At 44.0% G+C, this 26,908-nt stretch carries 25 protein-coding genes; 11 read left to right on the top strand and 14 right to left on the bottom strand.

The window, feature by feature from the left end; translation table 11 throughout:
- Positions 1–4 precede the first annotated feature (4 nt).
- From folK to panD, 4 genes are all read left to right on the top strand, one after another.
- Positions 5–487 carry a 2-amino-4-hydroxy-6-hydroxymethyldihydropteridine diphosphokinase gene (gene folK, locus M5X66_RS13540; RefSeq protein WP_036952614.1) on the top strand — a complete coding sequence of 161 codons (483 nt, stop codon included), beginning with the start codon at positions 5–7 and terminating at the stop codon, positions 485–487.
- 66 nt (positions 488–553) lie between these two features.
- The gene (panB, locus tag M5X66_RS13545) at positions 554–1,345 is read left to right on the top strand and encodes a 3-methyl-2-oxobutanoate hydroxymethyltransferase (protein ID WP_036952616.1); all 792 of its coding nucleotides are present in this window, start codon (positions 554–556) and stop codon (positions 1,343–1,345) included.
- 34 nt (positions 1,346–1,379) lie between these two features.
- Positions 1,380–2,243, top strand: coding sequence for a pantoate--beta-alanine ligase (gene panC / locus M5X66_RS13550; protein WP_036952619.1), 864 nt, complete (start codon positions 1,380–1,382; stop codon positions 2,241–2,243).
- Positions 2,244–2,471: 228 nt separating this feature from the next.
- Positions 2,472–2,852 carry an aspartate 1-decarboxylase gene (panD, locus tag M5X66_RS13555; RefSeq protein ID WP_036952622.1) on the top strand — a complete coding sequence of 127 codons (381 nt, stop codon included), beginning with the start codon at positions 2,472–2,474 and terminating at the stop codon, positions 2,850–2,852.
- Between the two features lie 155 nt (positions 2,853–3,007).
- Here panD and M5X66_RS13560 read toward each other — a convergent pair whose 3' ends face one another.
- Both M5X66_RS13560 and M5X66_RS13565 read right to left on the bottom strand, forming a co-directional pair.
- Complete coding sequence (locus M5X66_RS13560) at positions 3,008–3,778, bottom strand: ABC transporter permease (RefSeq protein ID WP_108478347.1); 771 nt, start codon at positions 3,776–3,778, stop codon at positions 3,008–3,010.
- Positions 3,775–4,716: an ABC transporter ATP-binding protein gene (locus M5X66_RS13565; RefSeq protein WP_036955596.1), complete on the bottom strand. Its 942-nt coding sequence runs from the start codon at positions 4,714–4,716 to the stop codon at positions 3,775–3,777. The genes M5X66_RS13560 and M5X66_RS13565 overlap by 4 nt, the downstream gene beginning before the upstream one ends.
- Positions 4,717–4,970: 254 nt before the next feature.
- Between M5X66_RS13565 and can the strand changes: the two genes are divergently transcribed.
- A complete protein-coding gene (gene can / locus M5X66_RS13570; protein ID WP_036955599.1) occupies positions 4,971–5,624 on the top strand; it encodes a carbonate dehydratase in 654 nt (217 codons plus the stop codon).
- Between the two features lie 73 nt (positions 5,625–5,697).
- Here the strand turns inward: can and hpt are convergent, their stop codons facing one another.
- A complete protein-coding gene (gene hpt / locus M5X66_RS13575; protein WP_108478397.1) occupies positions 5,698–6,234 on the bottom strand; it encodes a hypoxanthine phosphoribosyltransferase in 537 nt (178 codons plus the stop codon).
- 115 nt (positions 6,235–6,349) lie between these two features.
- Positions 6,350–8,014, bottom strand: coding sequence for a multicopper oxidase CueO (gene cueO / locus M5X66_RS13580; RefSeq protein ID WP_154637009.1), 1,665 nt, complete (start codon positions 8,012–8,014; stop codon positions 6,350–6,352).
- Between the two features lie 330 nt (positions 8,015–8,344).
- On the opposite strand from cueO, the gene M5X66_RS13585 reads away from it, so the two are divergent.
- A complete protein-coding gene (locus M5X66_RS13585; protein WP_036955602.1) occupies positions 8,345–8,692 on the top strand; it encodes a YacC family pilotin-like protein in 348 nt (115 codons plus the stop codon).
- A 64-nt stretch (positions 8,693–8,756) separates the two neighbouring features.
- On the opposite strand, the gene M5X66_RS13590 is transcribed toward M5X66_RS13585, so the two are convergent.
- Together M5X66_RS13590 and M5X66_RS13595 are read right to left on the bottom strand one after the other, a co-directional pair.
- Positions 8,757–9,797 carry an AbrB family transcriptional regulator gene (locus M5X66_RS13590; protein ID WP_036955818.1) on the bottom strand — a complete coding sequence of 347 codons (1,041 nt, stop codon included), beginning with the start codon at positions 9,795–9,797 and terminating at the stop codon, positions 8,757–8,759.
- 191 nt (positions 9,798–9,988) lie between these two features.
- Positions 9,989–10,627 carry a TetR/AcrR family transcriptional regulator gene (locus M5X66_RS13595; RefSeq protein WP_036955604.1) on the bottom strand — a complete coding sequence of 213 codons (639 nt, stop codon included), beginning with the start codon at positions 10,625–10,627 and terminating at the stop codon, positions 9,989–9,991.
- Between the two features lie 403 nt (positions 10,628–11,030).
- Between M5X66_RS13595 and M5X66_RS13600 the strand changes: the two genes are divergently transcribed.
- Together M5X66_RS13600 and M5X66_RS13605 are read left to right on the top strand one after the other, a co-directional pair.
- Positions 11,031–12,251 carry a Tm-1-like ATP-binding domain-containing protein gene (locus M5X66_RS13600; RefSeq protein WP_036955606.1) on the top strand — a complete coding sequence of 407 codons (1,221 nt, stop codon included), beginning with the start codon at positions 11,031–11,033 and terminating at the stop codon, positions 12,249–12,251.
- 10 nt (positions 12,252–12,261) lie between these two features.
- Positions 12,262–13,089, top strand: a complete 828-nt coding sequence (locus M5X66_RS13605) for a phosphoenolpyruvate hydrolase family protein (protein WP_036955608.1) — start codon at positions 12,262–12,264, stop codon at positions 13,087–13,089.
- A 91-nt stretch (positions 13,090–13,180) separates the two neighbouring features.
- Here the strand turns inward: M5X66_RS13605 and M5X66_RS13610 are convergent, their stop codons facing one another.
- Both M5X66_RS13610 and M5X66_RS13615 read right to left on the bottom strand, forming a co-directional pair.
- Complete coding sequence (locus tag M5X66_RS13610; protein WP_154637007.1) at positions 13,181–13,942, bottom strand: hypothetical protein; 762 nt, start codon at positions 13,940–13,942, stop codon at positions 13,181–13,183.
- A 167-nt stretch (positions 13,943–14,109) separates the two neighbouring features.
- Positions 14,110–15,006, bottom strand: coding sequence for a diaminopimelate dehydrogenase (locus M5X66_RS13615; protein ID WP_108478351.1), 897 nt, complete (start codon positions 15,004–15,006; stop codon positions 14,110–14,112).
- Positions 15,007–15,199: 193 nt separating this feature from the next.
- Between M5X66_RS13615 and M5X66_RS13620 the strand changes: the two genes are divergently transcribed.
- Both M5X66_RS13620 and M5X66_RS13625 read left to right on the top strand, forming a co-directional pair.
- On the top strand, positions 15,200–16,546 hold the full coding sequence (locus M5X66_RS13620) for an MATE family efflux transporter (RefSeq protein ID WP_036955617.1): 1,347 nt from the start codon (positions 15,200–15,202) through the stop codon (positions 16,544–16,546).
- Positions 16,547–16,742: 196 nt separating this feature from the next.
- A complete protein-coding gene (locus M5X66_RS13625; RefSeq protein ID WP_154637006.1) occupies positions 16,743–18,068 on the top strand; it encodes an L-cysteine desulfidase family protein in 1,326 nt (441 codons plus the stop codon).
- Positions 18,069–18,234: 166 nt separating this feature from the next.
- Here the strand turns inward: M5X66_RS13625 and yjiA are convergent, their stop codons facing one another.
- From yjiA to M5X66_RS13645, 4 genes are all read right to left on the bottom strand, one after another.
- Positions 18,235–19,200, bottom strand: coding sequence for a GTPase (gene yjiA, locus M5X66_RS13630; protein WP_154600110.1), 966 nt, complete (start codon positions 19,198–19,200; stop codon positions 18,235–18,237).
- A 39-nt stretch (positions 19,201–19,239) separates the two neighbouring features.
- Positions 19,240–19,443, bottom strand: a complete 204-nt coding sequence (locus M5X66_RS13635) for a YbdD/YjiX family protein (RefSeq protein WP_036955629.1) — start codon at positions 19,441–19,443, stop codon at positions 19,240–19,242.
- 101 nt (positions 19,444–19,544) lie between these two features.
- On the bottom strand, positions 19,545–21,698 hold the full coding sequence (locus M5X66_RS13640; RefSeq protein ID WP_270103653.1) for a carbon starvation CstA family protein: 2,154 nt from the start codon (positions 21,696–21,698) through the stop codon (positions 19,545–19,547).
- 394 nt (positions 21,699–22,092) lie between these two features.
- Positions 22,093–22,581 carry a WG repeat-containing protein gene (locus M5X66_RS13645; protein WP_154609868.1) on the bottom strand — a complete coding sequence of 163 codons (489 nt, stop codon included), beginning with the start codon at positions 22,579–22,581 and terminating at the stop codon, positions 22,093–22,095.
- 373 nt (positions 22,582–22,954) lie between these two features.
- On the opposite strand from M5X66_RS13645, the gene M5X66_RS13650 reads away from it, so the two are divergent.
- Positions 22,955–24,562, top strand: coding sequence for a GMC family oxidoreductase (locus tag M5X66_RS13650; RefSeq protein ID WP_036955638.1), 1,608 nt, complete (start codon positions 22,955–22,957; stop codon positions 24,560–24,562).
- Between the two features lie 48 nt (positions 24,563–24,610).
- On the opposite strand, the gene purT is transcribed toward M5X66_RS13650, so the two are convergent.
- Both purT and rarD read right to left on the bottom strand, forming a co-directional pair.
- Positions 24,611–25,789, bottom strand: coding sequence for a formate-dependent phosphoribosylglycinamide formyltransferase (gene purT / locus M5X66_RS13655; RefSeq protein WP_036955641.1), 1,179 nt, complete (start codon positions 25,787–25,789; stop codon positions 24,611–24,613).
- A 161-nt stretch (positions 25,790–25,950) separates the two neighbouring features.
- Positions 25,951–26,877, bottom strand: coding sequence for an EamA family transporter RarD (gene rarD / locus M5X66_RS13660; RefSeq protein ID WP_036955645.1), 927 nt, complete (start codon positions 26,875–26,877; stop codon positions 25,951–25,953).
- Positions 26,878–26,908: the final 31 nt, after the last annotated feature.

A 26,908-nucleotide genomic window follows, 5' to 3' on the forward strand; every position in this document is an offset into this window, starting at 1 on the left:
AGAGATGGAGCAAGTGTACATTGCCATTGGCAGCAACTTAGGCGAGCCACTGAAGCAAGCACAACAAGCGATTGCCGCATTAGAGGCGATTCCAAGCACTCGCGTTGTGAGCACTTCCTCTATTTATCGAACTAAACCCCTCGGCCCACAGGATCAACCTGATTTTCTCAATCTGGCTGTTTTGCTGGAAACCGAACTTGAACCTGAAGACTTACTCAATCATACCCAAAAAATTGAACTGGATTTAGGGCGCGTTCGCAAAGATGAGCGCTGGGGACCGAGAACATTAGATCTCGATATCATGCTGTTTGGCAATCGAGTGATCCACACCGAGCGCTTAACTGTTCCACACTATGGGCTAAAAGAGCGTGAATTTATGCTTTATCCGCTCAGTGATATTACCCCTTCCCTGATTTTTCCTGATGGTGAAAAACTGTCAGAAAGACTTACACACGTCCCTCGAAATGGCCTAATGCTTTGGGAATAAATTCCTAATGTGTTTAACCTCGTTCAGGTATGGTCATAAGAGAAATCATTTCCGGAGGTTATTTTAATGAAACCCATTTCTCTCGCTGATTTGTGTCAATATAAAAAAGAGAAACACAAATTCGCTACCATTACAGCCTACGATGCCAGTTTTGCTCAACTGTTTGCTGAGCAAGGTATCCAAGTGATGCTGGTTGGTGATTCCTTAGGTATGACTATCCAAGGCGAAACCAGTACCCTTCCTGTCACTGTCGAGCAGATTGCTTACCACACTCGTTGCGTACGTAAAGGCGCCCCTAACGCATTTATCATCGCCGACATGCCTTTTATGAGTTATGCCACGCCTGAGCAAGCCTGTGCCAATGCCGCTATTTTGATGCAAGCTGGTGCGAATATGGTGAAAATCGAAGGTGGCAGCTGGCTATGTGAAACCGTCAAAATGCTGTGTGAACGTTCCGTACCAGTCTGCGGTCACTTAGGCTTAACGCCACAAGCGGTAAATGTACTTGGGGGCTATAAAGTCCAAGGTCGTGATGAAGTCACTGCCAATCAGCTTATCAAAGATGCGATTGCTCTCGAGAATGCAGGCATTCAGCTGTTGGTTCTTGAATGCGTACCGACATCCCTTGCGAACCAAGTCACTGAAGAATTACTGTTACCTGTCATTGGAATTGGTGCCGGTAATGGCACTGACGGGCAAATTCTCGTGATGCATGATGCGTTAGGGATCACCGCCAAACCACCAAAATTTGCGAAAAACTTTTTGGCTGAAGCAGGCAATATTCACGATGCTATTCGCCTATATATTCAAGAAGTTGAGCAAGAAATTTACCCGAGTGACGCTCACTCATTTTCGTAATTCTGTATGAAATATAACGATAAGGATGGGAAGTATGCGGATCGTTGAAACATCGCCAATCTTGCGCCGTGAAATTCGTCGCTGGAAACAAGAAGGCAAACGTATTGCGTTTGTCCCAACGATGGGCAATTTACATGATGGGCACCTGACACTGATTGACCAAGCTAAACAGCAAGCCGACATTGTCATTGCCAGCATTTTTGTCAATCCAATGCAGTTTGACCGTCAATCCGATTTAGCCAATTACCCTCGTACCTTGCAGGAAGATTGCGAAAAATTGAAACGTAAAAGTGTCGATTTAGTTTTCGCACCGTCTGCCGCCGATTTTTACCCTGAAGGTATGGACAACCAAAGTTACGTTGAAGTACCTGAAATCTCTACCATGTTAGAAGGTGCTAGCCGCCCAGGGCATTTTCGTGGCGTTGCGACAGTACTGACCAAGCTGTTTAATCTCGTGCAGCCTGATATTGCATTATTTGGTGAAAAAGATTATCAGCAGCTTCAGTTAGTGCGTAAATTGGTGACTGACCTTTCTTTCGATATTCAGGTTGTCGGTGTCCCTATCGTTCGCGCTAAGAATGGCTTAGCCCTGAGTTCACGCAATAATAATCTGTCTGCCGATGAGCTAAAAATCGCCCCTCAGCTGTTTGCGATTATGCAAAAAGCAGGTGAGAAGCTCGCGGACTCTCCCGCGGCAGCAACCGGTTTAATTAGTGAAATGGAAGAATCTTTGCGCCAAGCAGGATTTACCCCTGACGAACTCTTTATTCGCGATGCCGATAACCTCGGCGAACTGACGGTTTCCAGCCGCCGCGCCGTGATTTTAATGGCTGCATGGTTAGGTCAAACCCGTTTAATCGATAATCTGCAAGTCGAGTTACCGCTCGATATCGCTTAAAAACAAAATACTTTAGATTCAAGTTACCTAATATTTATTCAAACTCATTGCTGTCACAGCTAGGCGGCAAGTAAACGCGACCCTAGGAGCATACATAAGTATGTGACTAGGGCAAGAGAGCGCAGCCAACAACGCTGTGGCATACAATGAGGAAGAATAAATGTGACTAGGTAAGAGCACACAGCTAACAACGCTGTGGCAGCAATGAGGAAGAATAAGGAAGAAGAAATGCAAAGAAAAATGCTATTAGGCAAACTTCACCGTGCCACCGTCACTCAAGCTGATCTTCACTATGAAGGTTCTTGCGCCATCGATCAGGATTTTTTAGATGCCGTTGGCATTTTAGAATACGAAGCTATCGATATTTATAATGTGGATAATGGCGAACGTTTTTCAACCTATGCGATTGCAGGGGAACGCGGTTCTAAAATTATCTCTGTCAATGGTGCTGCTGCACGCCGTGCGGCGGTTGGTGATAAGCTGATTATTTGTACTTACGGTATGTTACCTGATGAAGAAGCCCGCCAGCATCACCCCAAAGTGGCTTACTTTGATGCGAACAACACCATGAGCCGGATTGCTAAAGCGGTACCGGTACAAGTCGCCTAATTTAATATAGAAATGCCCCTATTAGGGGCATTACGTTGATGACAAAGAGGGATAAAAGCGTGGTTTTTCCCTCTTTGTGTTATCAGGCGAAAATCAATAAATTGATTTTCCTTTAGGGACATTTATTCCAACCTCAGCTCAGCCGATTTGCTAGGTTAACTTCTTAACCCGCGACCTTGTTCAATTAAATACCATGTCAAAGCATAGAAGATAATTAAAAACACCATTAATACGCTCAAAGTCACGACGATGGACACATCCGCAATGCCTAAAAAGCCATATCTAAAGCCGCTTATCATATACACAATCGGGTTGAGTTTAGAGACAGCCTGCCAGAATGGCGGCAGTAAAGATAACGAATAAAAAACCCCACCCAGATAGGTCAGTGGCGTTAAAACGAATGTTGGAACAATGCTGATATCATCGAAGGTTTTAGCAAAAATCGCATTTAACAGACCCGCAAGGGAGAACACAATCGCTGTTAATAACAGCGTGATCACCACCATTGACCATGAATGAACCTGCAATGGGATAAAGAACAGAGATACGATAGTCACCAAGAATCCGACTAAAATCCCACGCGCAACCCCACCGCCAACAAAACCGGCGATAATCACGTGAGTCGGTACGGGAGCAACGAGCAACTCTTCAATATTTTTCTGGAATTTAGAACCAAAAAATGACGAACAGACGTTGGAGTATGAGTTAGTGATCACCGCCATCATAATAAGACCAGGGACAATAAACTGCATGTAGTCTACACCGCCCATATCGCCAATTCGTGAACCAATTAAATTTCCGAAAATCACAAAATAGAGCGACATGGTGATTACAGGTGGCAGCAACGTTTGCACCCAGATACGACCAAAGCGAGTGACCTCTTTGATCCAAATCGTTTTTAAGGCAACCCAATATAGCGAGATCATTGCGCACCTTCCTGCTCTGAAACTTGGTTATCTTTCTTCACTAAACTGACAAACAGCTCTTCAAGGCGGTTAGCCTTATTGCGCATACTCAAAATTTGAATTCCTTGGTCACTTAACTGGCTGAAGACACCATTGAGCCCTTGCTCACGCTTCACATCCACTTCGAGAGTTGACGTATCTACTAAACGGGATTCATACCCCGTTAAGCTTGGAATTGGGCTTTTTGGCATTAAATCGAAAATAAACGTTTCTGACTCTAGCTGGCTTAAAAGCTGCTTCATGCTGGTATTTTCCACCAGCTCACCATGCTGAATGATCCCGATATTACGGCACAGCATTTCCGCTTCTTCCAGATAGTGAGTGGTCAAAATAATGGTGGTACCCTGCGCATTCAGCTTTTTCAGGAACGTCCACATAGAACGACGCAGTTCAATATCAACACCGGCTGTCGGCTCATCGAGGATCAACAGTTTTGGTTGATGCATCAAGGCGCGAGCTATCATCAGGCGGCGTTTCATCCCACCGGATAAATTACGCGCACGCTCATTACGTTTCTCCCACAAATCTAACTGAGTAAGATATTGCTCAGCGCGCTGGTTTGCCACATTACGAGGAACACCATAATAACCCGCTTGGTTTAAAACAATCTGTAAGACCGTTTCAAACGGGTTAAAGTTGAACTCTTGAGGCACTAACCCAAGTTGCTGTTTAGCCAGTACAACTTGCTTATCTAAGTCATAGCCAAACACTTTCACTGAGCCACTGGTTTTGTTGACCAATGAACTAATAATGCCAATCGTTGTTGATTTTCCTGCACCATTCGGTCCAAGTAAGGCATAGAAATCACCATCTTCCACGCTTAAATCAATGCCACGCAACGCTTTCACGCCACCTGCATAGGTTTTGGTCAGCTGCGATAGTTCGAGTGCGTAAGTCATATATTAAAAATACCTTTATTCTTGGGGCTGTTTGGAGGCAATATAGATTAATGATGCCACTTTTTCCTGTCGGATGTTATGCAGAAAAGTGATAATAATTTAACAATATATTATTCAACATCCCCCTTAATGAGGGTTGTCATGTATAAATGAGTGGTTCATCATAGATGTGAAATTAGTATAACTAATTATTATTTAATCAATAAATGCTGTATAAGATTTTATCGCAAAGTCACACAACTAGGCTATAAGTCATGATGAGAAAAATTGAAGAGCTGTTTGCTAATAACGAAGCATGGTCAGCGTCTGTAAAAGAAAAAGATCCTGAATTCTTTAAAGAATTATCAAAAGCTCAAAAACCAAGATTTCTATGGATCGGCTGTTCAGACAGTCGAGTGCCTGCCGAAAAACTGATCAACGCAGCCCCTGGGGATCTCTTCGTTCACCGTAATGTGGCGAACTTAGTTATCCATACGGACTTAAACTGTTTATCAGTTATTCAGTATGCGGTTGATGTTCTGGAAGTCGAACACATTATTATCTGTGGTCACTATGGATGTGGTGGTATTGAAGCAGCGGTGGATAACACCGAATTGGGCCTGATCAATAACTGGTTATTACACATTCGAGATATCTGGTATCGCCATAGCTCTATGTTAGGTGAACTGAAACCGTGCGAGCGCTTAGATCGTCTTTGCGAATTAAACGTGGTTGAGCAAGTGTATAACTTAGGTCACTCCACTATCATGCAATCCGCATGGAAACGTGGTCAGAAAATCATGATCCACGGCTGGGTTTACGGTATCAATAATGGTCGCTTACACGACTTACACATTACCTCAGATAGCCGCGAGAAGTTAGAGTTAGGTTATCGTGAGGCTATCTCTAAGCTCACACAGAAAAAATAATCTTTCGAAAATAAAATAGCAAAAGAGCAGCCTAGGCTGCTCTTTTTATTGCTAAGAATACAGTTTAAAAAACTTACTCTTCCAGCAGAGTAACATGCCCAATGTACGGCAGATGGCGATACTGCTGCGCGTAGTCGATACCATAACCGACAACGAATTTATCTTCGATTGAATAACCAATCCACTCAACCGGTACATCCACTTCACGGCGAGAAGGCTTATCCAACAGAGTACAGATTGCCACAGATGCAGGCTCACGCAGGCCAAAAATTTCACGGACTTTATTTAACGTGTTGCCTGAGTCAATGATATCTTCAACGATCAGCACATGCTTACCGCGAATATCTTCATCTAAGTCTTTCACGATTTTCACATCACGGCTTGATGTCATTGCATTGCCGTAGCTTGATACGGTCATGAAATCAACTTCATGAGGTACGGTGATTTTACGGCATAGATCTGCCATAAAAATGAAGGAGCCTTTTAACAGACCAACCAGCACTAAATCACCTTGTTTGTCTTGGTAATGAGCACTAATGCTGTCTGCTAATTCACTGATTCTTTGAGCAATCTCTTCTTCAGAGATCATTACATCCAGAGTATGTTTCATCATCTATTACGCATGTATGGGAAAGGAAAGCGCGTAATTTTAACATAAGCCACACAAAGACGCGACGACAAAACAAATGGCAGTGACCACATCGCCACTGCCAGTTTCGATGACCTTAACCTACGGTAAAGCCCATCATCATGCCAGTATCTTCATGCTCCAGTAAGTGACAATGTGCCATATAAGGGTGCTGTGGCGTCGCAGTATGTTTAAATTCCACTAAGACTTCGCTCACTTGCCCTTCCACTTTCACAATGTCTTTCCAGCCTTGGCGATGCGGTTCAACCGGGCGACCATTTTCTTTAAGGATCCTAAAACGCGTTCCGTGAACATGGAATGGGTGCAGCATCATATCGCCACGCCCTGAAATCACCCAAACCTCTTGCTGATTTAGCGGCGCATTAAACGCAGGGTGTGTCATTGAGAAAACTTGTCCATTGATGGTATTCGCATTATGAATATCCAGATCACCTGTACCCATACCGCAATGACCGCCATTACTTTGCGTACCGGCTGCCATATTGCCATGACCCATATTGCTGTTATTCATATTGCCATGGTTCATGTTTCCACTTCCCATATTGCTACCATTCATATTGGAATGATCCATATTCCCCATCATACCGCCATGCCCCCCCATGTTCCCCATCGCCTGCGGACCATATTTTTCGCGCAGCATCATCATGCCTTGCATATCCAAGCGCATATCCATCATCAAATGGAATTTACGGCGATTTAGCCCCGTCAGTGAAGGAATGGCAGCAATCGTTGCTAATTGCTCAGGTAATTTTCCAGCTCCCGCACTCAAGGTAGTTTCAATGCGTAAAACAGGCAGTGGCTGATCAAATGGCGCGATGGTCATTCCCATTTGCCCAACAGGTAAAGTGACAAGGTCGAAGGAACGACCGTCAGAGGCATCAATCAATACTTCAAAGCGTTCGCCCATTAAAATCGGTAATTCAGTTAATGCGATAGGTTCAGCCAGTAATCCTCCATCACTGCCCACCACATACATTTTACGCCCATCACTGGTCGATACATTCAAGCTACGTGCGTTACAACCGTTGAGTAAACGCAGGCGGATCCAACCTTTCGGCGCAACATGTTTAGGATAAACCGCTCCGTTGGTTAGCATCATATCCCCAAACCAGCCCACGGCAGCACTCATGACGTCTAATTGATAATCAATTTGTCCGTCATCTTTTAAGCGCTTATCTTGCAGAATAACGGGAATATCATCGACGCCCCACTCGCTCGGTAAGCTATGTTTTTGGCTGTCTTCATCTTTAACAAGCACTAATCCCGCTAGTCCCATCGCCACTTGGTAACCAGTTTTTCCGTGAGTATGAGGATGGAACCAGCAAGTGGCTTCAGGTTGGTTGAGAGTGAAATTGACTTTACGGCTAGCACCGGGAGCGATAATCGCTTGAGGTCCACCATCTTGCTCGCCGGAAATTTCCAATCCATGCCAGTGTACGGTTGTCTCTTCAGGTAATTGGTTGGTGATATTAATGTTTACTGGCTGCCCATTTTTCAGGCTAAGTGCTGGACCCAATAAATCGCCGTTATATCCCCACGTTGTAGTTTTCTTGCCCGGTACAAACTGTGAAATACCTTGCTTGATAGCGATTTGAATATTCCCTTGTGCATCCGGTTCTACAAGTGGTGGAATAGCCAATGTGGGATAATTCCCAGCAGCAACAGCCATGCGGCTCCAAACTGGCAGTGCGCTCGCAGCATAAGCGATAGCACTCAGCTTCAGAAAATCACGACGTAACATAGATAACCTTCCTTTTATTTATCAAAATCAACAATCAGTGAGCACGGTATGACAAGTCTGAAATTGCCCTTGCCAAGCAAAACGTGGTTTAATGATTGGGATGATAAAGCTTCCCCTTACAGGAAGGTCAATAAACCCATGCATCTAATATGGGTTTATTACATAGATTTAAGAAAGTTAGAATTGACTAACGAATCTATACACAAAATAATCTAAAGTGCTTAGTATCTATAGAGTACATCGTAGTCATAAAGAAATCAGGCAACTTGATGTAATGCGAGTATGTTCTTATGCTAATGTTACTTGACATAAAAACCAGATGAATATCGAATGCAAAAATTTATATTGATGTCATGCTTAATGATGCTTTTGGGGCTAACCAATACCGCCAAAGCACTCTCTACCAATGAAGCTGAAGACCTCGCTGATCTGACCGCTGTATTTATTTATTTAAAATATGATTGCGGCTATTCCCAAATTCCTGACAGAGAAATTGAACGCGCCATTGTTTACTTTGCGAAAAGTAATAAATGGGATTTGGGAAATTACAACTCCGATAAAATGAGTAAACTGAATAAAGAAAGCTACGATGATTTAAAAGGTATTCCATTGACTCAAGAGTTTAAATGCCAATCTTTGGCAAGAGACTCTTTAGGGCTATTTGCTTACGTAAAATAAGCCTAAAATCCCAGCGGAAACATGTCGATGCCCTTTATAATCCACATCGATACATGTTTCCTCCTTATCCCTCTTTCTTCCCTTTTCGCTCCTGCCAAAACAGTACTACCGATGGAATCGTTTGGATAATCACCATCCGAATAATATGGTTGGACATGACAAAGCCAGCATCCAAATTCATCGTTATTGCCGCGAAAGTCATGGCTTCCATACTTCCCGGAGCCCAAGCCAACAATAACACCGCAATATCATATCCCGTGATCCACGCAGCAAACACCGTGATCAAAAAGGTCAAAATAATATTGATGATCACCACTTGGGCTGAAGAGTAGATATTTTTTATCAGCGCGGATAGCGGGAATACAATGAAATGATTACCAATATTCATCCCAATTAAAACCATACTCAGTTCAGTCAGCATCAATGGGAAATGGAGCTGAACATCAATCCAACCTTGAATTAACGTTGCCGCACCGAGGGACGTTAACATAAAAGGCGCCGGTACTCGCAGGCGTTGCAAAAACATCCCGACTACCACACCCACCGTCACAATCACCAATAACCAGAACGTGGATTCAAGCGTTAACGTTGGCCATTCAATTAGTGGCTGAGGATCGCCCTCACTTCCTACCACTAAACCTGCCAATAAAATAAGGATGATTAAACGGATAGTATGGGAGATAACAATTTTTTGCGGCGGCGTATGGGTGTGATCCGTTAAGGCAAGGATGGCCGCCATCGCTCCAGGCACTGAGCCCAACATCGCTTCTTGTTTTGTCCACCCGACCTTGCGGTGAAACCAAAAAAAACTAAATGAAAACTGCACGGCTAAACAGACCACCAACATCAATAACAGTAGCAATAAGTTATCTGCATCCTTCAGCGACACTTGATTAAACATCAGACCTACAGAGGTTCCGAGCGTCACTTGAACAAAAGTAATAGTGTGTTTAGGAGTGGGGAATGAGAAACCAAAACGATGGAAAATAATAATGGCGATAATCGGACCGAACATCAACGCTAAGGGAATGCCGATATAAGTGAGTGAGCCGCCAACAATGGCACAAAGAATGATCCCAACACTCATTTTTATCAGCTTTATCATCGGACAGTAACCATTGATATAATTAATCATGAGATTAAGTTATATCACAATCATTCAAGCTCATGAGGCTAAGAATGCTGAAATGAGCGTCATGCCTGTTTTTCGTGAAGGTTTAACCGATAATCCTACGAAGGGCATAAAATCCCCCTATAGACAGGAGGATATTAGGCGAATTTGAGAGGGGGAAATGTCTATGGTTTTTCAATCTGCTGCTTATCCGCAGTAGCTTGATTAATAATCGCTTTTGCCATCCATTGGGCGATTTCAGTTACCTGATCATTATCCAGTTTCCAGATATCTTTTAATACCAAGAAAATTTCCGAACCGTAGATCACGGAAAACGCTTTGATGACTTTATCAATCACTTCATTCGGGAACTCAGATTTCATCGGTGATGTCACCATCGCCAAAATATCTTTACGATTACCACGCTCTAATCGTTTCTCTTCAGGTTCTGGTGAAGGTGATGAACGCCCAAGCGCCCACTGTTGAAGTGATGTTTGTAACGCCGCACGCAAAACCCCTTCGTGAGCAAACATACGCGGGAATGCATAGCGTAACAGTTCATCAATTCGCTCTTCTGTTTTTTCGCTTTGCGGCTTCCACGTCAAAATAGGACCGAGGCTAACATTCACCGTCGCGGCAATCAGGTCACTTTGCGTTGGAAAATAACGATACGCAGTCGCACGCGAAACGCCCGCTTCCATTGCTAACTCAGATACTGACGGCATTGCCCCTTTTTCAAATAGCTCAACTGCCGTTGACACGAGTAAGTTATAGGTACGTTTGCGCGTTCCTTTATAGTCTGGCATGAGATGGCTCAGTGGCATGTCTTTATCCTTAAAATCGCCTTTCTATGAGTGTAGACAATATCTTTCACAGTACATATTCGCCGATAAGCATTCTTAATCATCTGACGAGTATGTCGTGTGCTCGCTTTCGAAATTACGCTATAAATACAGCACGGTAAATCATTATATTTAAATATTCAGGGACAAAAACCATTATTCTGATTTAACTATTTTATGATAACCACTCTATTTATAATGTTTTATCAACAAGATACAAGTCATCGTCTAAAGAACCAAGCAGATAACGCCAATAATGAGACTGTAGTCTCATTATTGACTTATCGTAAATGATACTATAGTCTCATTGAGATGAAAAATTCAACACACCCTACACATATTAAGTAACCAAACAACGTTACATAAAAAAACAAAGGATTTTTCTATGCCAAAGCATCAGGGTTTTATTTATGTTGCAAGTACCCTAGACACCAAAAGCGCTGAACTTTTTTATGTCAGTGACTTAATTAAAAATGCAGGGCTTGCTGTACGTACCGTTGACTTGAGTACTCAGCCATCATTATTAGAAAAAAATGCGGATGTCACCGCCGAAATGGTTGCCAGTTTCCACCCTCAAGGCGCTGGTGCCATTTTCTGCGGGGATCGAGGAAAAGCGATAGAAGCGATGGCACAAGCCTTCAGCCTCTATCTTGCTGCACAAACTGACGTCGCCGCAATACTTGGGCTAGGCGGCTCAGGGGGGACGGCACTGATTACACCAGCAATGCAAATTTTACCTGTCGGTGTGCCAAAACTCATGGTCTCCACCATGGCCTCGGGAGATATTTCCGGGTATATCGGCGCAAGTGATATCTCCATGATGTACTCCGTCACGGATGTTTCTGGACTCAATGTTATTTCACGTAAAGTCCTGAAAAATGCGGCCAACCAAATTGCCGGCGCAGTCTGGTTTGATAACGGTGAAGGCGATACCGCTGAAAATAAACCCGCTATTGCCTTAACCATGTTTGGTGTCACCACCCCTTGCGTCCAGCAATTAACGGCAAAATTAGAACACGACCATGACTGCCTAGTATTCCATGCAACGGGAAGTGGCGGCAAAGCCATGGAAAAATTGATTGATAGCCGCTTATTAGATTCTGTTTTGGATATCACCACCACGGAAGTGTGCGACTACCTGTTTGGTGGCGTATTGGCGTGCGATGAAGACCGCTTTGGTGCCATCGCGCGAACCCAAACACCTTGCGTATTATCTTGCGGTGCGTTGGATATGGTGAACTTTGGTCGCCCTTCCACCGTGCCAGAACAGTATAAAGATAGACAGTTTTATCACCATAATGCCCAAGTCACACTGATGAGAACCACCGTAGAAGAGAACCGTCAGATGGGACATTGGATTGCAGAAAAGCTGAATGCTTGTGAAGGCGAAATTCGCTTTATTATCCCAACAGCCGGTTTTTCCGCATTAGATATCGACGGAGCGCCATTTTGGGATCCGCAGGCAGATCAAGCCTTTATCGACGCATTAACACAGCACTTAGTCACGACAGAAAAACGACAATTAATATTAAGCCCGCATCACATTAATTCACCTGAATTCTGTGAGCAGGTAATTGAATTACACCAGAAAATAGTAAACAAGTAGAGGTTCATCAATGAAACATAACCGCGAAGACTTACTGAAAAATTTCAGAGAGATGATTGCTCGTGGAGAACCCATCATTGGCGGTGGCGCAGGTACTGGTCTGTCCGCTAAATGTGAAGAAGCCGGTGGCATCGACTTAATCGTTATTTATAATTCAGGTCGTTACCGTATGGCAGGACGCGGCTCTCTCGCCGGCCTGCTGGCTTATGGTAATGCCAACGAAATCGTGATGGATATGGCGAAAGAAGTTCTCCCAGTCGTGAAGCACACCCCTGTGCTTGCTGGAGTTAACGGTACAGACCCATTCTGTCAGTTCGATAAATTTCTTGATGATATCAAGGCGACTGGCTTTGCTGGGGTACAAAACTTCCCGACCGTCGGGCTGATTGACGGTAACTTCCGTGCCAATTTAGAAGAAACAGGCATGGGTTACGGTTTAGAAGTCGATATGATCCGCATGGCGCATGAAAAAGGGTTATTAACCACGCCATACGTCTTTAGCCGTGAAGATGCCATTGCAATGGCACAGGCAGGTGCGGATATTATTGTGCCACACATGGGTCTAACCACTGGTGGTAACATCGGTGCGGAAACCGCTGTCACACTGGCGGATTGCGTTGAACTTATCAATGATTGGGCGAAAGCCGCAAAATCTGTGCGTGATGATGTGATTATTCTGTGCCACGGTGGTCCTATCGCCACGCCGGAAGATGCAGAATATATTTTAGCGCACTGCCCTGATTGCCATGGCTTCTACGGTGCAAGTTCTATGGAACGCTTACCGACAGAAGTGGCATTGAAAGAGACCACACAGCAATTTAAATCAATAACTCGCTAATTTTCATTCTGTATTTTCTGTTTTACTTTATTTTTGCCAACACCAGGACGCCTACTTCGGTAGGCGTTTTTCTTTCTATCTACTATTCAACTTATTGGCTATCCACATCGGTAATTTGGTCTTTTTTCTTTTTGCGTAAACTCATTAGCCCAAATAATGCTGGCAAAACAACAGGCAACGAAAAATAGAGCACGCCAAACGCAAACGCCACATGCGGCTTTTCAGGGAACTCCCCGCCCGTACCAATAGAATCTAAATAATGAATGGATTCAAGATACTCTGGAGTAAGCCCTCCATACGGCACCATCCACGATAACAACAGCGCAGTAAAGATACTAAACATAAAGTTCATTGCCATTAAGGCGGAATAACCCATGTTTTCTTGGCGTTCTTGGTCGGTTCGACTGGTTAATCCAAACAGCATCCGGTTTACCACCGTCGCACTGTAGAGATATAAAATGACAGGAGAATCTCCCAGAACTGACATATTAATGGCCAGTGCAAAAAGACCATAAACCAAGGCAAATCCTAATATCACAAAAAAATTCTTAAATACCGACATAAATACGCCGGAGTGCACCAGAATAAACTCGAATATAAGGATCAGCGTGAGGTTATAAATAATCTCGATACTGTAATTTTCAGGAAAAAACCAAACTGAAATAATAAAACCCACATAGAATATTGAAAATCCATAATTTATCATTTTTGAAAAAGCACGAATGACACTAAATGAATTTTGGGTCTCTTTGACGCTTTTTACCTCTTTATTTTTAGGGAAAAAGCTTGCCGCTGAGGATTGGCGCCCTTTATTTTTATTCGTAACCGGTTTCTTTTCCTTTGGTGTTTCCATTCCATTTCTCCGCTGAGACTCTTATATGCTTATGTCGTACCAATCCTAAATAATGGCGTTATTCTGAAGGGGAATAAAATAAAAAGCGAGGAGAGAAAATGGTACGCGGTAGCAATGCTATTTATTATGCTGCGCACCATTAATCAGTGATTAAAGCGATTTAAAAATTAAACCAGCTTAGCGATTAAGCTATCTAAATCACCTTGCAGGAAATTCACTGGTGGGATTTCAATAACGGTATAAGCTCCCGCAGGCTGTTTCATGGTTGCTCGTGCGGCAGATACCATAAACTGCGATGTTAATGCAGGGTTATTGATGCGCATTGAGTATTCGAATAACTGATTATGCGTCGCACCGGAAACCCCTTTATGGGTCATTTGAACGCCGTGCCCCACATCTTTTAAGGCATCAATGCTATCTACTTGGCGAATATGGGTTTCATCGGAAGAGAAATAACTATCTAGCTTGATCCCACGCACCACATCATCAAAACTTGCACCCGCTTCTAGCTCAACATACACCATACGGCGATGGACACCAGTGCCTAGAGGGATGGTGACTGAAAGCGCATCTTTCACGCCATCAACCGCTTTCGCAGCTACACTGTGCCCCATGCTCATGCCTGGTCCAAAGTTCGTGTAAGTCACCCCTTTTGGTGCCATTGCCAGCATCAAGGTACGCATGATGGAGTCAGAACCTGGATCCCAGCCTGCCGATACAATTGACACACTGTTATGTTTCTTCGCGACACTATCAAGCTGATGTTTTAATGCCACGATATCCGAATGTACATCGAAGCTATCTACAGTATTAATCCCTAGACTTAAGATTTTCTCTGCTAAAGTTCCGATAGCGCGTGTAGGGGAACAAAGTAACGCAACATCCACACCATCTAATTTTTCGATGTCATCAACCACTTTATATCCGGCTAATTCCGCTGGAATATCTTGGGTATTACGGCGTACAATTCCGACTAATTCGAAATCATCAGCGGCTTGAACAGCTTCTAGTGCATAACGACCTATATTGCCGTAACCCACTATTGCTGTTTTAATTTTTGTCATTGTGACTCCTCGGTCATTCTGATGTCATATTTCAAATACAAGACACATATCAATAACAAATTTATATAGATTAAACAAAGCCTAATTATCTAAAAAGTTCCGACTTTTATTACTAGGTTACTTTATCAATTAGAGGTAGAATCCGAGCAAATCTCGTTCTTTTCTCTAATTTCAACGAATACAAAGGTTCTTAATGCATCAGCCCGATGTCACTGAGAGGTCACTCTATTCCCTCAGTTGGCCAATCTTTATTGATATTTTCCTTCATTTGGCCACCTTATTAATTAATACCTACATGGTGAGCCATGTATCGACTGCCTACCTCGCCGCAATGGGGGTCGGGAATCAGGTCTTTGACCTATTTATTACTATCTTTAACTTTATTAGCGTAGGATGTAGCGTCGTTATCGCTCAATATTTGGGTGCAGGTCGCCGTGATAAAGCCAGCCAAGCGATTCATATTTCCATCGCCTTTAACTTTATATTAGGTTTCTCCAGCGCCTTAATTGCGCTCTTTTTTGGCTACAAAATTCTGACCATTATGAATACTCCATCCCATTTAATGGATGATGGGTACGCGTATTTGCACATTTTGGGTATCTGTTTAATTCCAGAGGCGATCTCCATCATTCTCGCGGCTTGTTTACGCGTTTATGGTAAAGCTCAGCCGGCGATGTGGGTCACGTTGATTGCCAACATCATTACCGTGATTGGTAATATGATTGTGCTGTATGGCTTCTTTGGTTTACCACAATACGGTCTGGAAGGCGTTGCATGGTCAACGGTGGTTGGGCGCGTAGTAGCGGTCATTTTACTGTTCTGCCTACTATTCTATGGTTTAAGGATCAAGTTTACCCCGATGATGCTGATCCGCTGGTCCAGCAAAATGCTCAGTAAAATCCTGCATATTGGTTTACCAGCAGCAGGCGAAAACTTGGTGTGGATCCTGCACTTTATGACCGCATCCGCCTTTATCGGCTTAATGGGTGAAACTGCCCTTGCGGCGCAAACCCTCTACTTCCAGCTTTCCCTATTTATTATGCTGTTTGGAATTTCCATCAGTATTGGTAATGAGATTATGGTTGGGCATTTGGTGGGCGCTAAGCGCTTTGAAGATGCCTATCGTCGTGCGTTTAAGAGCTTGAAATGGGGCTTTTACGTCACTATCGGCGTGGTGTTTGTGTTCTGGTTATTCCGCGCGCCAATCCTCGATAGCTTAACGGACGATCAAGGCATCATTCAGCTATTACTGCCAATTTTCTTATTATCCGTGTTCTTAGAGCCGGGGCGTACTATCAACATCGTCATGGTAAACGCCCTTCGTGCCTCTGGTGATGCGAAGTTCCCATTATTGACCGCCGTGCTCTTTATGTGGGGGATCGCCATTCCATTGGGCTACTTCCTTGGCATAAAAATGGAAATGGGGTTAATCGGTATCTGGATTGGATTCTTTGTCGATGAGTGGGTTCGCGGGCTCACCAATGCGTGGCGCTGGCGTTCACGTAAATGGCAAAGCAAACGCCTCGATTTAGAAAGCTAAGCTTACGGTATCCTACCTATGAAAATAGGTAGGATTTTTGTGATCGGCATCATATTTGAAAATATTTACCCCCACTAAACCATATTAGAGATAAATTTTCTCTCTTATCCCCATTTATCCATAAACATTGTGAAGTTTTTCTCCGTCCTCTTCATTAAAATAATTCCATCACCACATGACTTTTAGGGATATAACCATGGCAACGCAAACTGAAGAACTTCTCTGGCAATATTTTATCAATGCCGTCAAACAAGACGTTAAACCTGCACTGGGCTGTACTGAACCCATTTCCCTTGCTTATGCAGCGGCAAAAGCAGCGTCTTATTTGTCATCGCCAGTGATCCGCGTTGCCGCATTTGTTTCCCCAAATCTCATGAAAAATGGTATGGGTGTCACCGTTCCGGGAACAGGAATGGTGGGATTACCGATTGCTGCGGCGCTAGGTGCTGTGGGTGGTGATGCTGATGCTGGGTTAGAAGTATTAAAATCCGCGTCGCCTGAAGCGATTGCACGCAGTAAAGCGATGCTCGCGGACGGTTCCATCACCGTTGATATTAAATCCCCTTGTGATGATGTTGTTTATTCAGAAGCGACAGCCTATAGCGAAAATGATTCTGCCACGGTGATCATCGCAGGCTCTCACGCTCATATTGTCAAAATTATCCACGGTGATCAGGTTCTATTCGATATTACTGAGAATAAAACAGAAACTCGGGATCCCGTTGATTGTGGTACCGATGTCAGCTTACCGAAAGTCACCGCTAAGGCGGTTTATGAGTTCGCAACTCAAGCACCATTAGACGATATTCGTTTCATTCTTGAAGCCGCACACTTAAATGATGCGTTATCTCAAGAAGGTTTGCGTAATAGCTATGGTCTGCATATTGGTAAAACATTGCAGGCTCAACGTGACCGCGGTTTATTGTCCAAAGATTTATTATCCGAAATTATGATCCGCACAACGGCAGCCTCCGATGCACGTATGGGCGGTGCGGTATTGCCCGCCATGAGTAATTCCGGTTCCGGTAACCAAGGTATTGCAGCCACCATGCCAGTTGTTGTCACCGCAGATTACCTGCAATCTACCGAAGAACAGTTAGCTCGCGCGCTAATGCTCTCCCATTTAATGGCCATTTATATTCATAACCAACTGCCTGCACTTTCTGCATTATGTGCGGCAACCACCGCAGCAATGGGTGCTGCCGCTGGGATTGCATGGTTATTAGAAGCTCGCTATGACGTGGTCGCAATGGCAATCTCAAGCATGATCGGCGACGTCAGTGGCATGATCTGTGATGGCGCATCAAACAGCTGTGCAATGAAAGTCTCCACCAGCGCAAGTGCGGCATACAAAGCCGTATTGATGGCGTTAGATAATAGCTGTGTAAGAGGCTCGGACGGAATTGTGTCGGATGATGTGGATCAGTCGATTGCGAACTTGTGTTCGTTGGCGGCGGGTTCTATGCGGCATACAGACATTCAAATAATCGAAATAATGTCCTCCAAAACTCTTCGTTCTTAACGCTGCTGGTGCGTTGACTTCTCTTAGCTACCCTAGTCACATACTCTTGTATGCTCCTAGGGATAGCTGGCGTTTGTCGCCTTCCTTCAGCGCTAATAACTTTGAGTTTAATTTTGATTTCTGAATTTTATTCTAACTACTGATTACTATAAGTTTGATTCTGATTTTAATTTCTGGTTTCTAGTGCGGCGAATTTTTCGCGAATTTCGGCTTCGGGGAGATCGATGCCGATGAAAACGAGGACGCTGCTGCGCGGTTCATCTTCGCCCCAATCTCTATCCCAATCGGCACTATAAAGGCGCTGAACACCTTGGAATAATAGGCGTTTTGGCTCGTCGACAATGGATAAAATTCCCTTATAGCGTAATAAATTATCTGCAAAACCGAGTAGTAAATCTTCCATCACTTGGGAGACGGCCATCAGCTCAACCGGATAATCAAACTCCAGCACAATCGACCCCACCTCATTTTGCTGCTTAGGGGCAAAACGGAACGTCGGTTGCTTAACATTGAGCTTTGAATCCAGCAAAAAGCCGTCAATATCTAACAGCAAATCTAAATTAATATCCCCATGAACCACCGAATAAATCGGTGCTCGGGCATTAATACGCTGCAAACGCTCAATCAGCGCATCGGTATTTGGCTCAATGTCGGTTTTGGTGAGAAGAATTCTGTCAGCATAACCAATTTGCGCTTGGGCAATGGCGAAATCATTAAGTTGCTTATCGGCGTGAACCGCATCCACCAAGGTAATAATGCCATCCAATAAATAACGCTCGCACAGTACTTCATGGGAGAAAAATGTTTGTGTAATCGGACCTGGATCTGCCATTCCCGTGCACTCAATCACTAAACGCTCAAAATCGAGTTTGCCGCTGTCTAAACCGTCCAATAAATCCAACAACGCATTTTCTAACTCATTAGAGCGACTGCAACAAATACAGCCATTACTTAAGGTGGTGATTTGCGTGGCACGGTCACCAATCAACGCATTATCGATAGGAACTTCGCCGAACTCATTTTCGATCACGGCAATTTTATGACCATGATCCGCGTTGAGAATGTGGCTCAATAGCGTGGTTTTTCCTGCACCCAAAAAGCCCGTTAAAATCGTTACATTGATTGGTTTCATTATTGCCCTCATCATGCCATTCATTGATAAGAAAGTTGGTTAACAGCAGCGAAATCCGCCTTTACCACTGCCGCCGTAGCGAGCATCTTGTCGTTCACGGAAAAACTCTTTATAAGTCATCACAGGTTTATCGGGGTGATTATCTTTCATATGCTGCACATAGGTATCGTAATCGGGGATCCCCACCAGCATACGCGCCGCCTGCCCTAAATATTTACCGGTTTTACCCAAGTTTCCAAACATAACCATCTCCAAAGGCAAAATGCCCGACATTGTTTTTTCGTACAATGTCGGGCTTCCCTTACTGTTTCGAGTGAAACTCAACTCGACGCATTATTCTGCTCTTAGTGTGAAGATGACACTTTCACACCCTCTTTAGGAACAGGAACATAAGGGGTTTCTTTATCTGTACGATTTGGGTTTTTATGGGCTTTCATTCCCACTCGAATACCGTAGAAGATAATACCGTAAACCACCACTAAGAACAGAATACTCAGACCCGCGTTAGTGTAGTTATTAATAATAATGTGATTCATATTAGTAATTTCTTGTGCCGTTAACTCAGCACTACCCGCGGCGATTTTCTCTTTGTAAGATTTCGCTAAGTATAAGAAACCTTCCAGTTGAGGATTATCACTGAATAATTTCAGTCCTAGTGCCCATGTAGTACAGATTAATAACCATACCGCTGGCAACACAGTCACTAAGATGTATTTACTGCGTTTCATCTTAATTAATACAACCGTACTCAGGACTAACGCTACCGCTGCCAGCATCTGGTTGGAGATACCGAACAATGGCCACAAGCTCTTAACGCCGCCCAGTGGGTCAACAACGCCTTGATACAGTAAGTAACCCCACAAACCTACACATCCTGCTGTACCAATGATCCCTGCAAACAGAGAATCGGTTTTCTTCAGGAATGGCACGAAGTTACCCAGTAAATCTTGCAGCATAAAGCGACCAGAACGGGTACCCGCATCCAGAGCCGTTAAGATAAACAGTGCTTCAAACAGAATACCGAAGTGATACCAGAAGCCCATGTTGGCAGCTGGCATAATTTCGTGGAATACAAACGCAATACCGACAGCTAAGGTTGGCGCACCACCTGCACGGTTTAGAATCGAAGGCTCACCAATGTCTTTTGCTGTTTGCATGATTTGTTCTGGGGAAATGACAAAGCCCCATGAACTGACCGTTGCTGCCGCATGAACAGACACATCTTTCAGTTGCGCCATAATTGCAGCGCCATCTGGACCACCCAGCTCATGCAGGTTAGGCATAGTGATACCTAATGCTGATGGTGGGGTGTTCATTGCAAAATACAGACCTGGCTCGATGATAGAAGCTGCGACTAACGCCATGATAGCGACGAAAGATTCCATTAACATCGCACCGTAGCCGATGTAACGCGCGTCTTTTTCGTTCGCTAACAGTTTTGGCGTCGTACCGGAAGAGATCAAGGCATGGAAACCGGATACCGCACCACACGCAATGGTGATGAACAAGAATGGGAACAGTGTACCTTTCCAAACTGGACCAGAACCATCAACAAACTGTGTCACCGCTGGCATTTTCAGCTCAGGGTTCAGGATAACAATACCTACAGCCAAACCAACGATAACCCCGATTTTCAGGAATGTCGCTAAGTAGTCGCGAGGCGCCAAAATCAACCATACTGGCAGTAACGCGGAAACAAACGCATAACCGACTAATGCATAGGTAATCGTCGTATCTTTAAAGGTCAGTGCTGGACCCCAGTAAGGGTCATGAGCAATCACACCACCAAACCAAATAGAAGCGACTAACAGTGCAATACCGATAACGGCAATTTCACCCACACGCCCTGGTCGGATATAGCGCATGTATATCCCCATAAAGAGCGCAATCGGCACAGTGGAGCAAACTGTGAACACACCCCATGGGCTTTCTGCCAGTGCCTTAACCACGATCAGCGCCAATACTGCGAGGATGATGATCATAATTAAGAAACAGCCAAACAGTGCTAGCGTACCTGGGATTGGACCCAATTCTTCTTTAACTATCTCACCAAGAGATGCACCGTTACGGCGTGAGGAGATAAACAGCACCATAAAGTCCTGTACCGCACCCGCAAGAACAACCCCAGCCAATAGCCACAATGTTCCTGGTAAGTAACCCACCTGAGCCGCTAATACTGGCCCAACTAATGGACCCGCCCCTGCGATAGCCGCAAAGTGGTGACCAAACAGAACGTTTTTATTGGTTGGAACATAGTTTAAGCCGTCATTATTAATGACCGCCGGTGTAGCACGCGTTTCGTCCAACTTCATCACTTTTTTAGCGATATATAAGCTGTAGTAACGATAAGCAATCAAGTACACCGCCACAGATGCGACGACGATCCACAATGCACTAATGTGCTCGCCGCGTCTTAGCGCGACAACCCCTAAACAGATTGCACCGATGATCCCGAGGATCATCCATGGAATGTGTTTTAAAATACCATTTTTGTTCATAGAACACCCTTCTGAGGTAGAACGAACATGCCATTAATACGTAATTACCGTTTATTAAACTGCGAAAACGTTGTTTTTAATCGTTTTCGATGAATAACAAATGATTTTTTAATAGGCAGTGGTTGAATGATTTTGAATGTAAAAAATTGAGTTCTGCCATAGTGGGTATGGTAAAAAATTACTATCAGGAAAAGCGAAAAGTTACCTTGAGTGGTGGCATACAGAATTAAGCGGTTAGTTTTTTGCGGTGAATGGTTTTCAAGAGTCGCTAAACCCTCAAAAAATGTGATCTGAGTACCAAATATTTTTCATTTCAACAAGTTAAGTAACTTTTAAAATCATATTTAGATTGTGACTTTTGTTAAATTCCTGAAGTTAATACATGAATAAAACGCTAATTTTCCCTACTCAGTGGATTAACAATTTCTTGCCATTCGCCCCCAACCCACCAGCTATGTTCTCCGTCGGTTTGTCGCTCACACTTCTTGCCTACCTTGGCTTTACTGTTTTCAAATGGATATGCACAATCATAAATCGGCTCAATCACAATCTCTCCGGTTTGGGCGTTGGCATAACCTATTTTTTCCCCCTGACGAATTCGGTATAGCCCTTCACTCGCAGGGTCGAGACCATTATCAAAATAGTAAAATTGATACACTTCATTACCCTGCTTATCTATGAGCCTGATACCACCTTTTTTGTATACGCTTCCTTTAAGGCAATACAGGAAAGGTGAAGAAGGTTCAAAGCAGCGGATTTTTTCGCTTTCATCTTCCGCCATTAACTGAAACTGTTCTTCAAGCGGCATGGCTGACGCCATCGCCGTCATAAACACAGAAATAGACAATCCCATCAGCAGGCTTTTTATTGGTATTGTTTTCATTAATATTGCTTTCATTCGTAAAAGTACCTCTTATTTTATTAGGCGTTCAGCATCCCTTAAAGCATTCCCAATGGGTATCAGATAATCACGCAATTCTTTTCTATGCATCTTTTTCGCTCGCACTATTTTTCACTAAGAATAAACCAATTAATAAAACATTAACTTATTAATGAAATTAAAAACAAGACTAAAAAATTATGAAATTCATATTTTCCTTTTAAATAACAATAAGTAGAAAAAATTAAAAATAGTTACATAGGAAATTATTTTTGAAGCGAATCACACTAACAGAACATTATTTATACATTAATAACCTAAAGGCGCTATTGTTAAAGAAATGATGATTGAATGTTAATTTCAACAGGGAAATAAAATGAGCACACAAAAATATGACTATATTATTGTCGGTGCAGGCTCCGCAGGTTGTGTTCTCGCCGCACGTCTGATCCAAGAAACCCAAGCTCGCGTGCTGCTTATTGAAGCGGGCGGTAGCGATAACCATATGTTTATCCGTATGCCTGCTGGTGTCGCTAAAATTATTGCCCAAAAAAGCTGGCCATATGAAACCGAACCTGAACCTCATGCCAACAACCGCAAAATGCAAATTGCTCAAGGTCGCGTGCTGGGGGGCAGTAGTTCAGTCAATGGCATGATCTACATTCGCGGGCAAAAACAGGATTATGATAACTGGGCACACAAGTACGGATGCGAAGGCTGGGGTTACCAAGACGTTCTACCGTGGTTTAAAAAAGCCGAGCGCAATGAAAGCTTAACCGGAGAATACCACGGCACGGAAGGACCTCTTCCCGTCAGTGAAAACCGTTATCGCCATCCACTTTCTATGGCATTCATTCAAGCGGCTCAAGAACATGGTTTACCATACGTTAATGACCTTAATGGAGAGAGCCAGCAAGGAACCAGTTTCTATCAAACCACAACTCACAACGGGGAAAGAGCCAGTACATCCAAAACCTATTTGAAATCAGTAGCAAATAGCGACCGTTTAACCCTCAAGCTCAATACCCAAGTTAACCGCATTATTATTCGCGATGGACAAGCAGTCGGCGTGGCTTACCAAGGTAAAAATGGTCACGAAATCGAAGCCCTAGCGCGTGAAGAAGTGTTGGTTTGCTCCGGTGCAATGGGGTCAGCGAAGTTGTTGATGCTCTCTGGTATCGGACCTGAAGAACACCTTTCCTCTTTAGGGATCAAAACCGTGGCAAATTTACCGGTGGGCAAAAACTTTCACGATCATTTGCATATGTCTATCAACGTCACCACCAAAGAGCCAATCAGCTTATTTGGTGCCGACCAAGGCTTTGCCGCTATCAAACATGGTTTTGAGTGGATGGCATTTCGCAGTGGGCTACTCGCTTCTAACGTTTTAGAAGGCGCTGCCTTTAAAGACAGCTGCAACCAAGGTCGCCCAGATGTGCAAATTCACTTTTTGCCTATTTTAGATAGCTGGGATGATGTACCGGGGGAGCCGCTACCTGCCGCTCACGGTTTTTCACTGAAAGTCGGTTACTTACAGCCTAAGTCACGCGGGGAAATTTTACTGCGTAGCCAAAACCCGCAAGATCCGTTAAGAATTCACGCCAATTACTTGGCTGAACCAGAAGATATGGAAGGTTGTAAACGTGCGGTGAAATTCGGTTTAGAGGTATTAAGCCAGCCATCATTGCAAGCTGTCAGTAAAAATACATTAATGCCGCCAGCCCAAGTTCAGCATGATGAGGGGCAATTAGAAGAGTTTGTGCGTAATTTCTGTAAAACAGTTTATCACCCCGTTGGCACCTGCCGTATGGGTACCGATACCGCAAATTCCGTCACTGATTTACGTCTTCGCGTTCATGGGATCAACAAACTACGAGTGGTGGATTGTTCGGTGATGCCAGAAATTCCAAGTGGCAATACCAATGCGCCAACCATCATGATTGCGGAGCGTGCAGCCGCGATGATTATTGAAGATAAACAATAATCCCCCTAAAAAGCCCCCCGCCAGAACCTAACAGGCGGGGGATAATCACTATCCTGTTACTTTCACTCGAGCCGCCGCTGTTTTTGCCATCTCTAGGGCTTGCTCAATCGAATCTCCGACCGCAAGCGCTACACCCAAACGGCGAGTTCCCGCAATTTCCGGTTTGCCAAATAAACGCAATTGAATATCAGAACCGAGTGCCTCGTGAATGCCCGAAAAAACCACATTCCGACTATGCAGCTCAGGTAAAATCACAGCCGATGCGCTGGCACCATACTGACGAATAGTGCCAATCGGTAAGCCTAAGAAAGCACGAACATGTAATGCGAATTCAGACAGGTTTTGAGAAATCAACGTCACCATGCCGGTATCATGAGGGCGAGGAGAAACTTCGTTGAAAATGATCTCATCACCACAGACAAACAGCTCCACACCGAATAAGCCGTATCCCCCTAAAGCGGTGACAATTTTCTTCGCTACGTCCTGTGCTTTTTGCAAAGCAGCATCACTCATCGCTTGCGGCTGCCAAGATTCGCGATAATCACCTTTTTCTTGGCGATGCCCAACTGGCGCACAGAAATGCACACCGTCTGCCGCGCTAATGGTTAGTAATGTAATTTCAAAATCGAAATTCACCATTTTTTCAACAATCACGCGCCCTTGACCTGTACGCCCGCCTTCTTGGGAATAATTCCACGCACTATCAAGCTGCTCCGCTGAGCGAATGATGCTCTGCCCTTTCCCCGATGAGCTCATGACTGGTTTTACAATGCAGGGAAAGCCAATTTCATGGGCTGCGACTTCAAAATCCGCTTTCGTTTCCACGAAGCGGTATTCCGACGTCGGCAGTTGTAGCTCTTCGGCAGCTAAACGACGGATCCCTTCACGGTTCATGGTTAGGTAAACCGCATTGGCAGATGGCACGACTTTTTGACCTTGCTTTTCGAGTTCCACCAACGTTTTGGTGGCAATCGCTTCAATCTCAGGAACGATAAAATCTGGTTTCTCACTTTCAACAAGTTGGCGTAGTGCCTCACCATCCAACATATTGATGGTGTAGCTGCGATGAGCAACATGCATCGCAGGTGCATTGTCATAGCGATCCACCGCAATCACTTCAATACCCAAACGCTGGCACTCAATCGCCACTTCTTTACCTAACTCCCCCGAACCGAGAAGCATAACTTTTGTCGCGCTAGAACAAAGTGCAGTACCTAATTGGCTCATGATAATGACCTTATATCCCCAGAGATAAATGCAGCTACATAAAAGATAATGTCTAAAAAGATGGCAGGATTATATACGCAATCGTTTGCTTTGACTATGATAGAAGCATAGCCCGTTAACAGTATTATCTGTAAAACAGGCTAACCCATTAAAATTAAAAGTTAAATTTTGGGAGATTCATCCCGCCCAGTCACATACGGTTGATGGCGGGCACCTTTGCCATAGCGTTTATGGAGTAGCGCTAATACACAAAACAGTAAGCCAATCCAAATCAAGGTAAAACTGACACCTTTGACCCAATCGAAAATTTCATTAAACAGGAAAACCGCTAACAAGAATTGAATTGTTGGCTCGATATATTGCGCTAAACCAATCACCGTTAATGTGGTGCGTTTAATGGCTGCCGTGAAAAAGAGTAATGGAATGATAGTCACAGGCGCCGCCAACATGTACAGCATTTTGGTTTGCCAATCACCATTTTCTACCGCGCTCATTCCATGTGCGGATAACCACCATGTAATACCTATCGCCAAGGGTAATAACCAAAGCGCCTCTAAAAACAGCGAGGTGATAACATCAAAACGAATAAATTTACGGATCAAACCATAAACTGCAAAAGCGCTCCCCATCACTAACGCTAAAACGGGCAATTCCCCATATTGTATGATTTGGTAGGCAACACCTGAAAAAATAAACACAACCGCCAGTTTTTCAGCAAAGACTAAACGCTCTCGCAAGAAAATCACACCTAGCAAGATTGAAAACAGCGGGTTAATAAAATAACCCAAGCTCGCAGCCAGTACTTGCCCATGAGTTAACGCATAGGTGAAGGTTGTCCACGATACCGCCATAATCGAGGAACTAAAAAAACATAACACAATTGAACGTTTATCCGCCCACACTTGCTTCCACAGGGATTTATTCTTGATAAGCAACCGAATGAAAAATAAGAACGGAAGAGACCAAATCAATCGTTGCGCCAGTAATTCCATGGCTTGTGCATCAGGAAGTAACCGATAAAACAGCGGGGTTATCCCCCAAAGAATATAAGAAAAGATAGCTAATGCTACCCCGGAACGCAGCAACATAATTTATCCGTATGAAAGTGTGGTTGATTTT

Source organism: Providencia sp. PROV188 (assembly GCF_027595165.1).
Lineage (GTDB): Bacteria > Pseudomonadota > Gammaproteobacteria > Enterobacterales > Enterobacteriaceae > Providencia > Providencia lanzhouensis.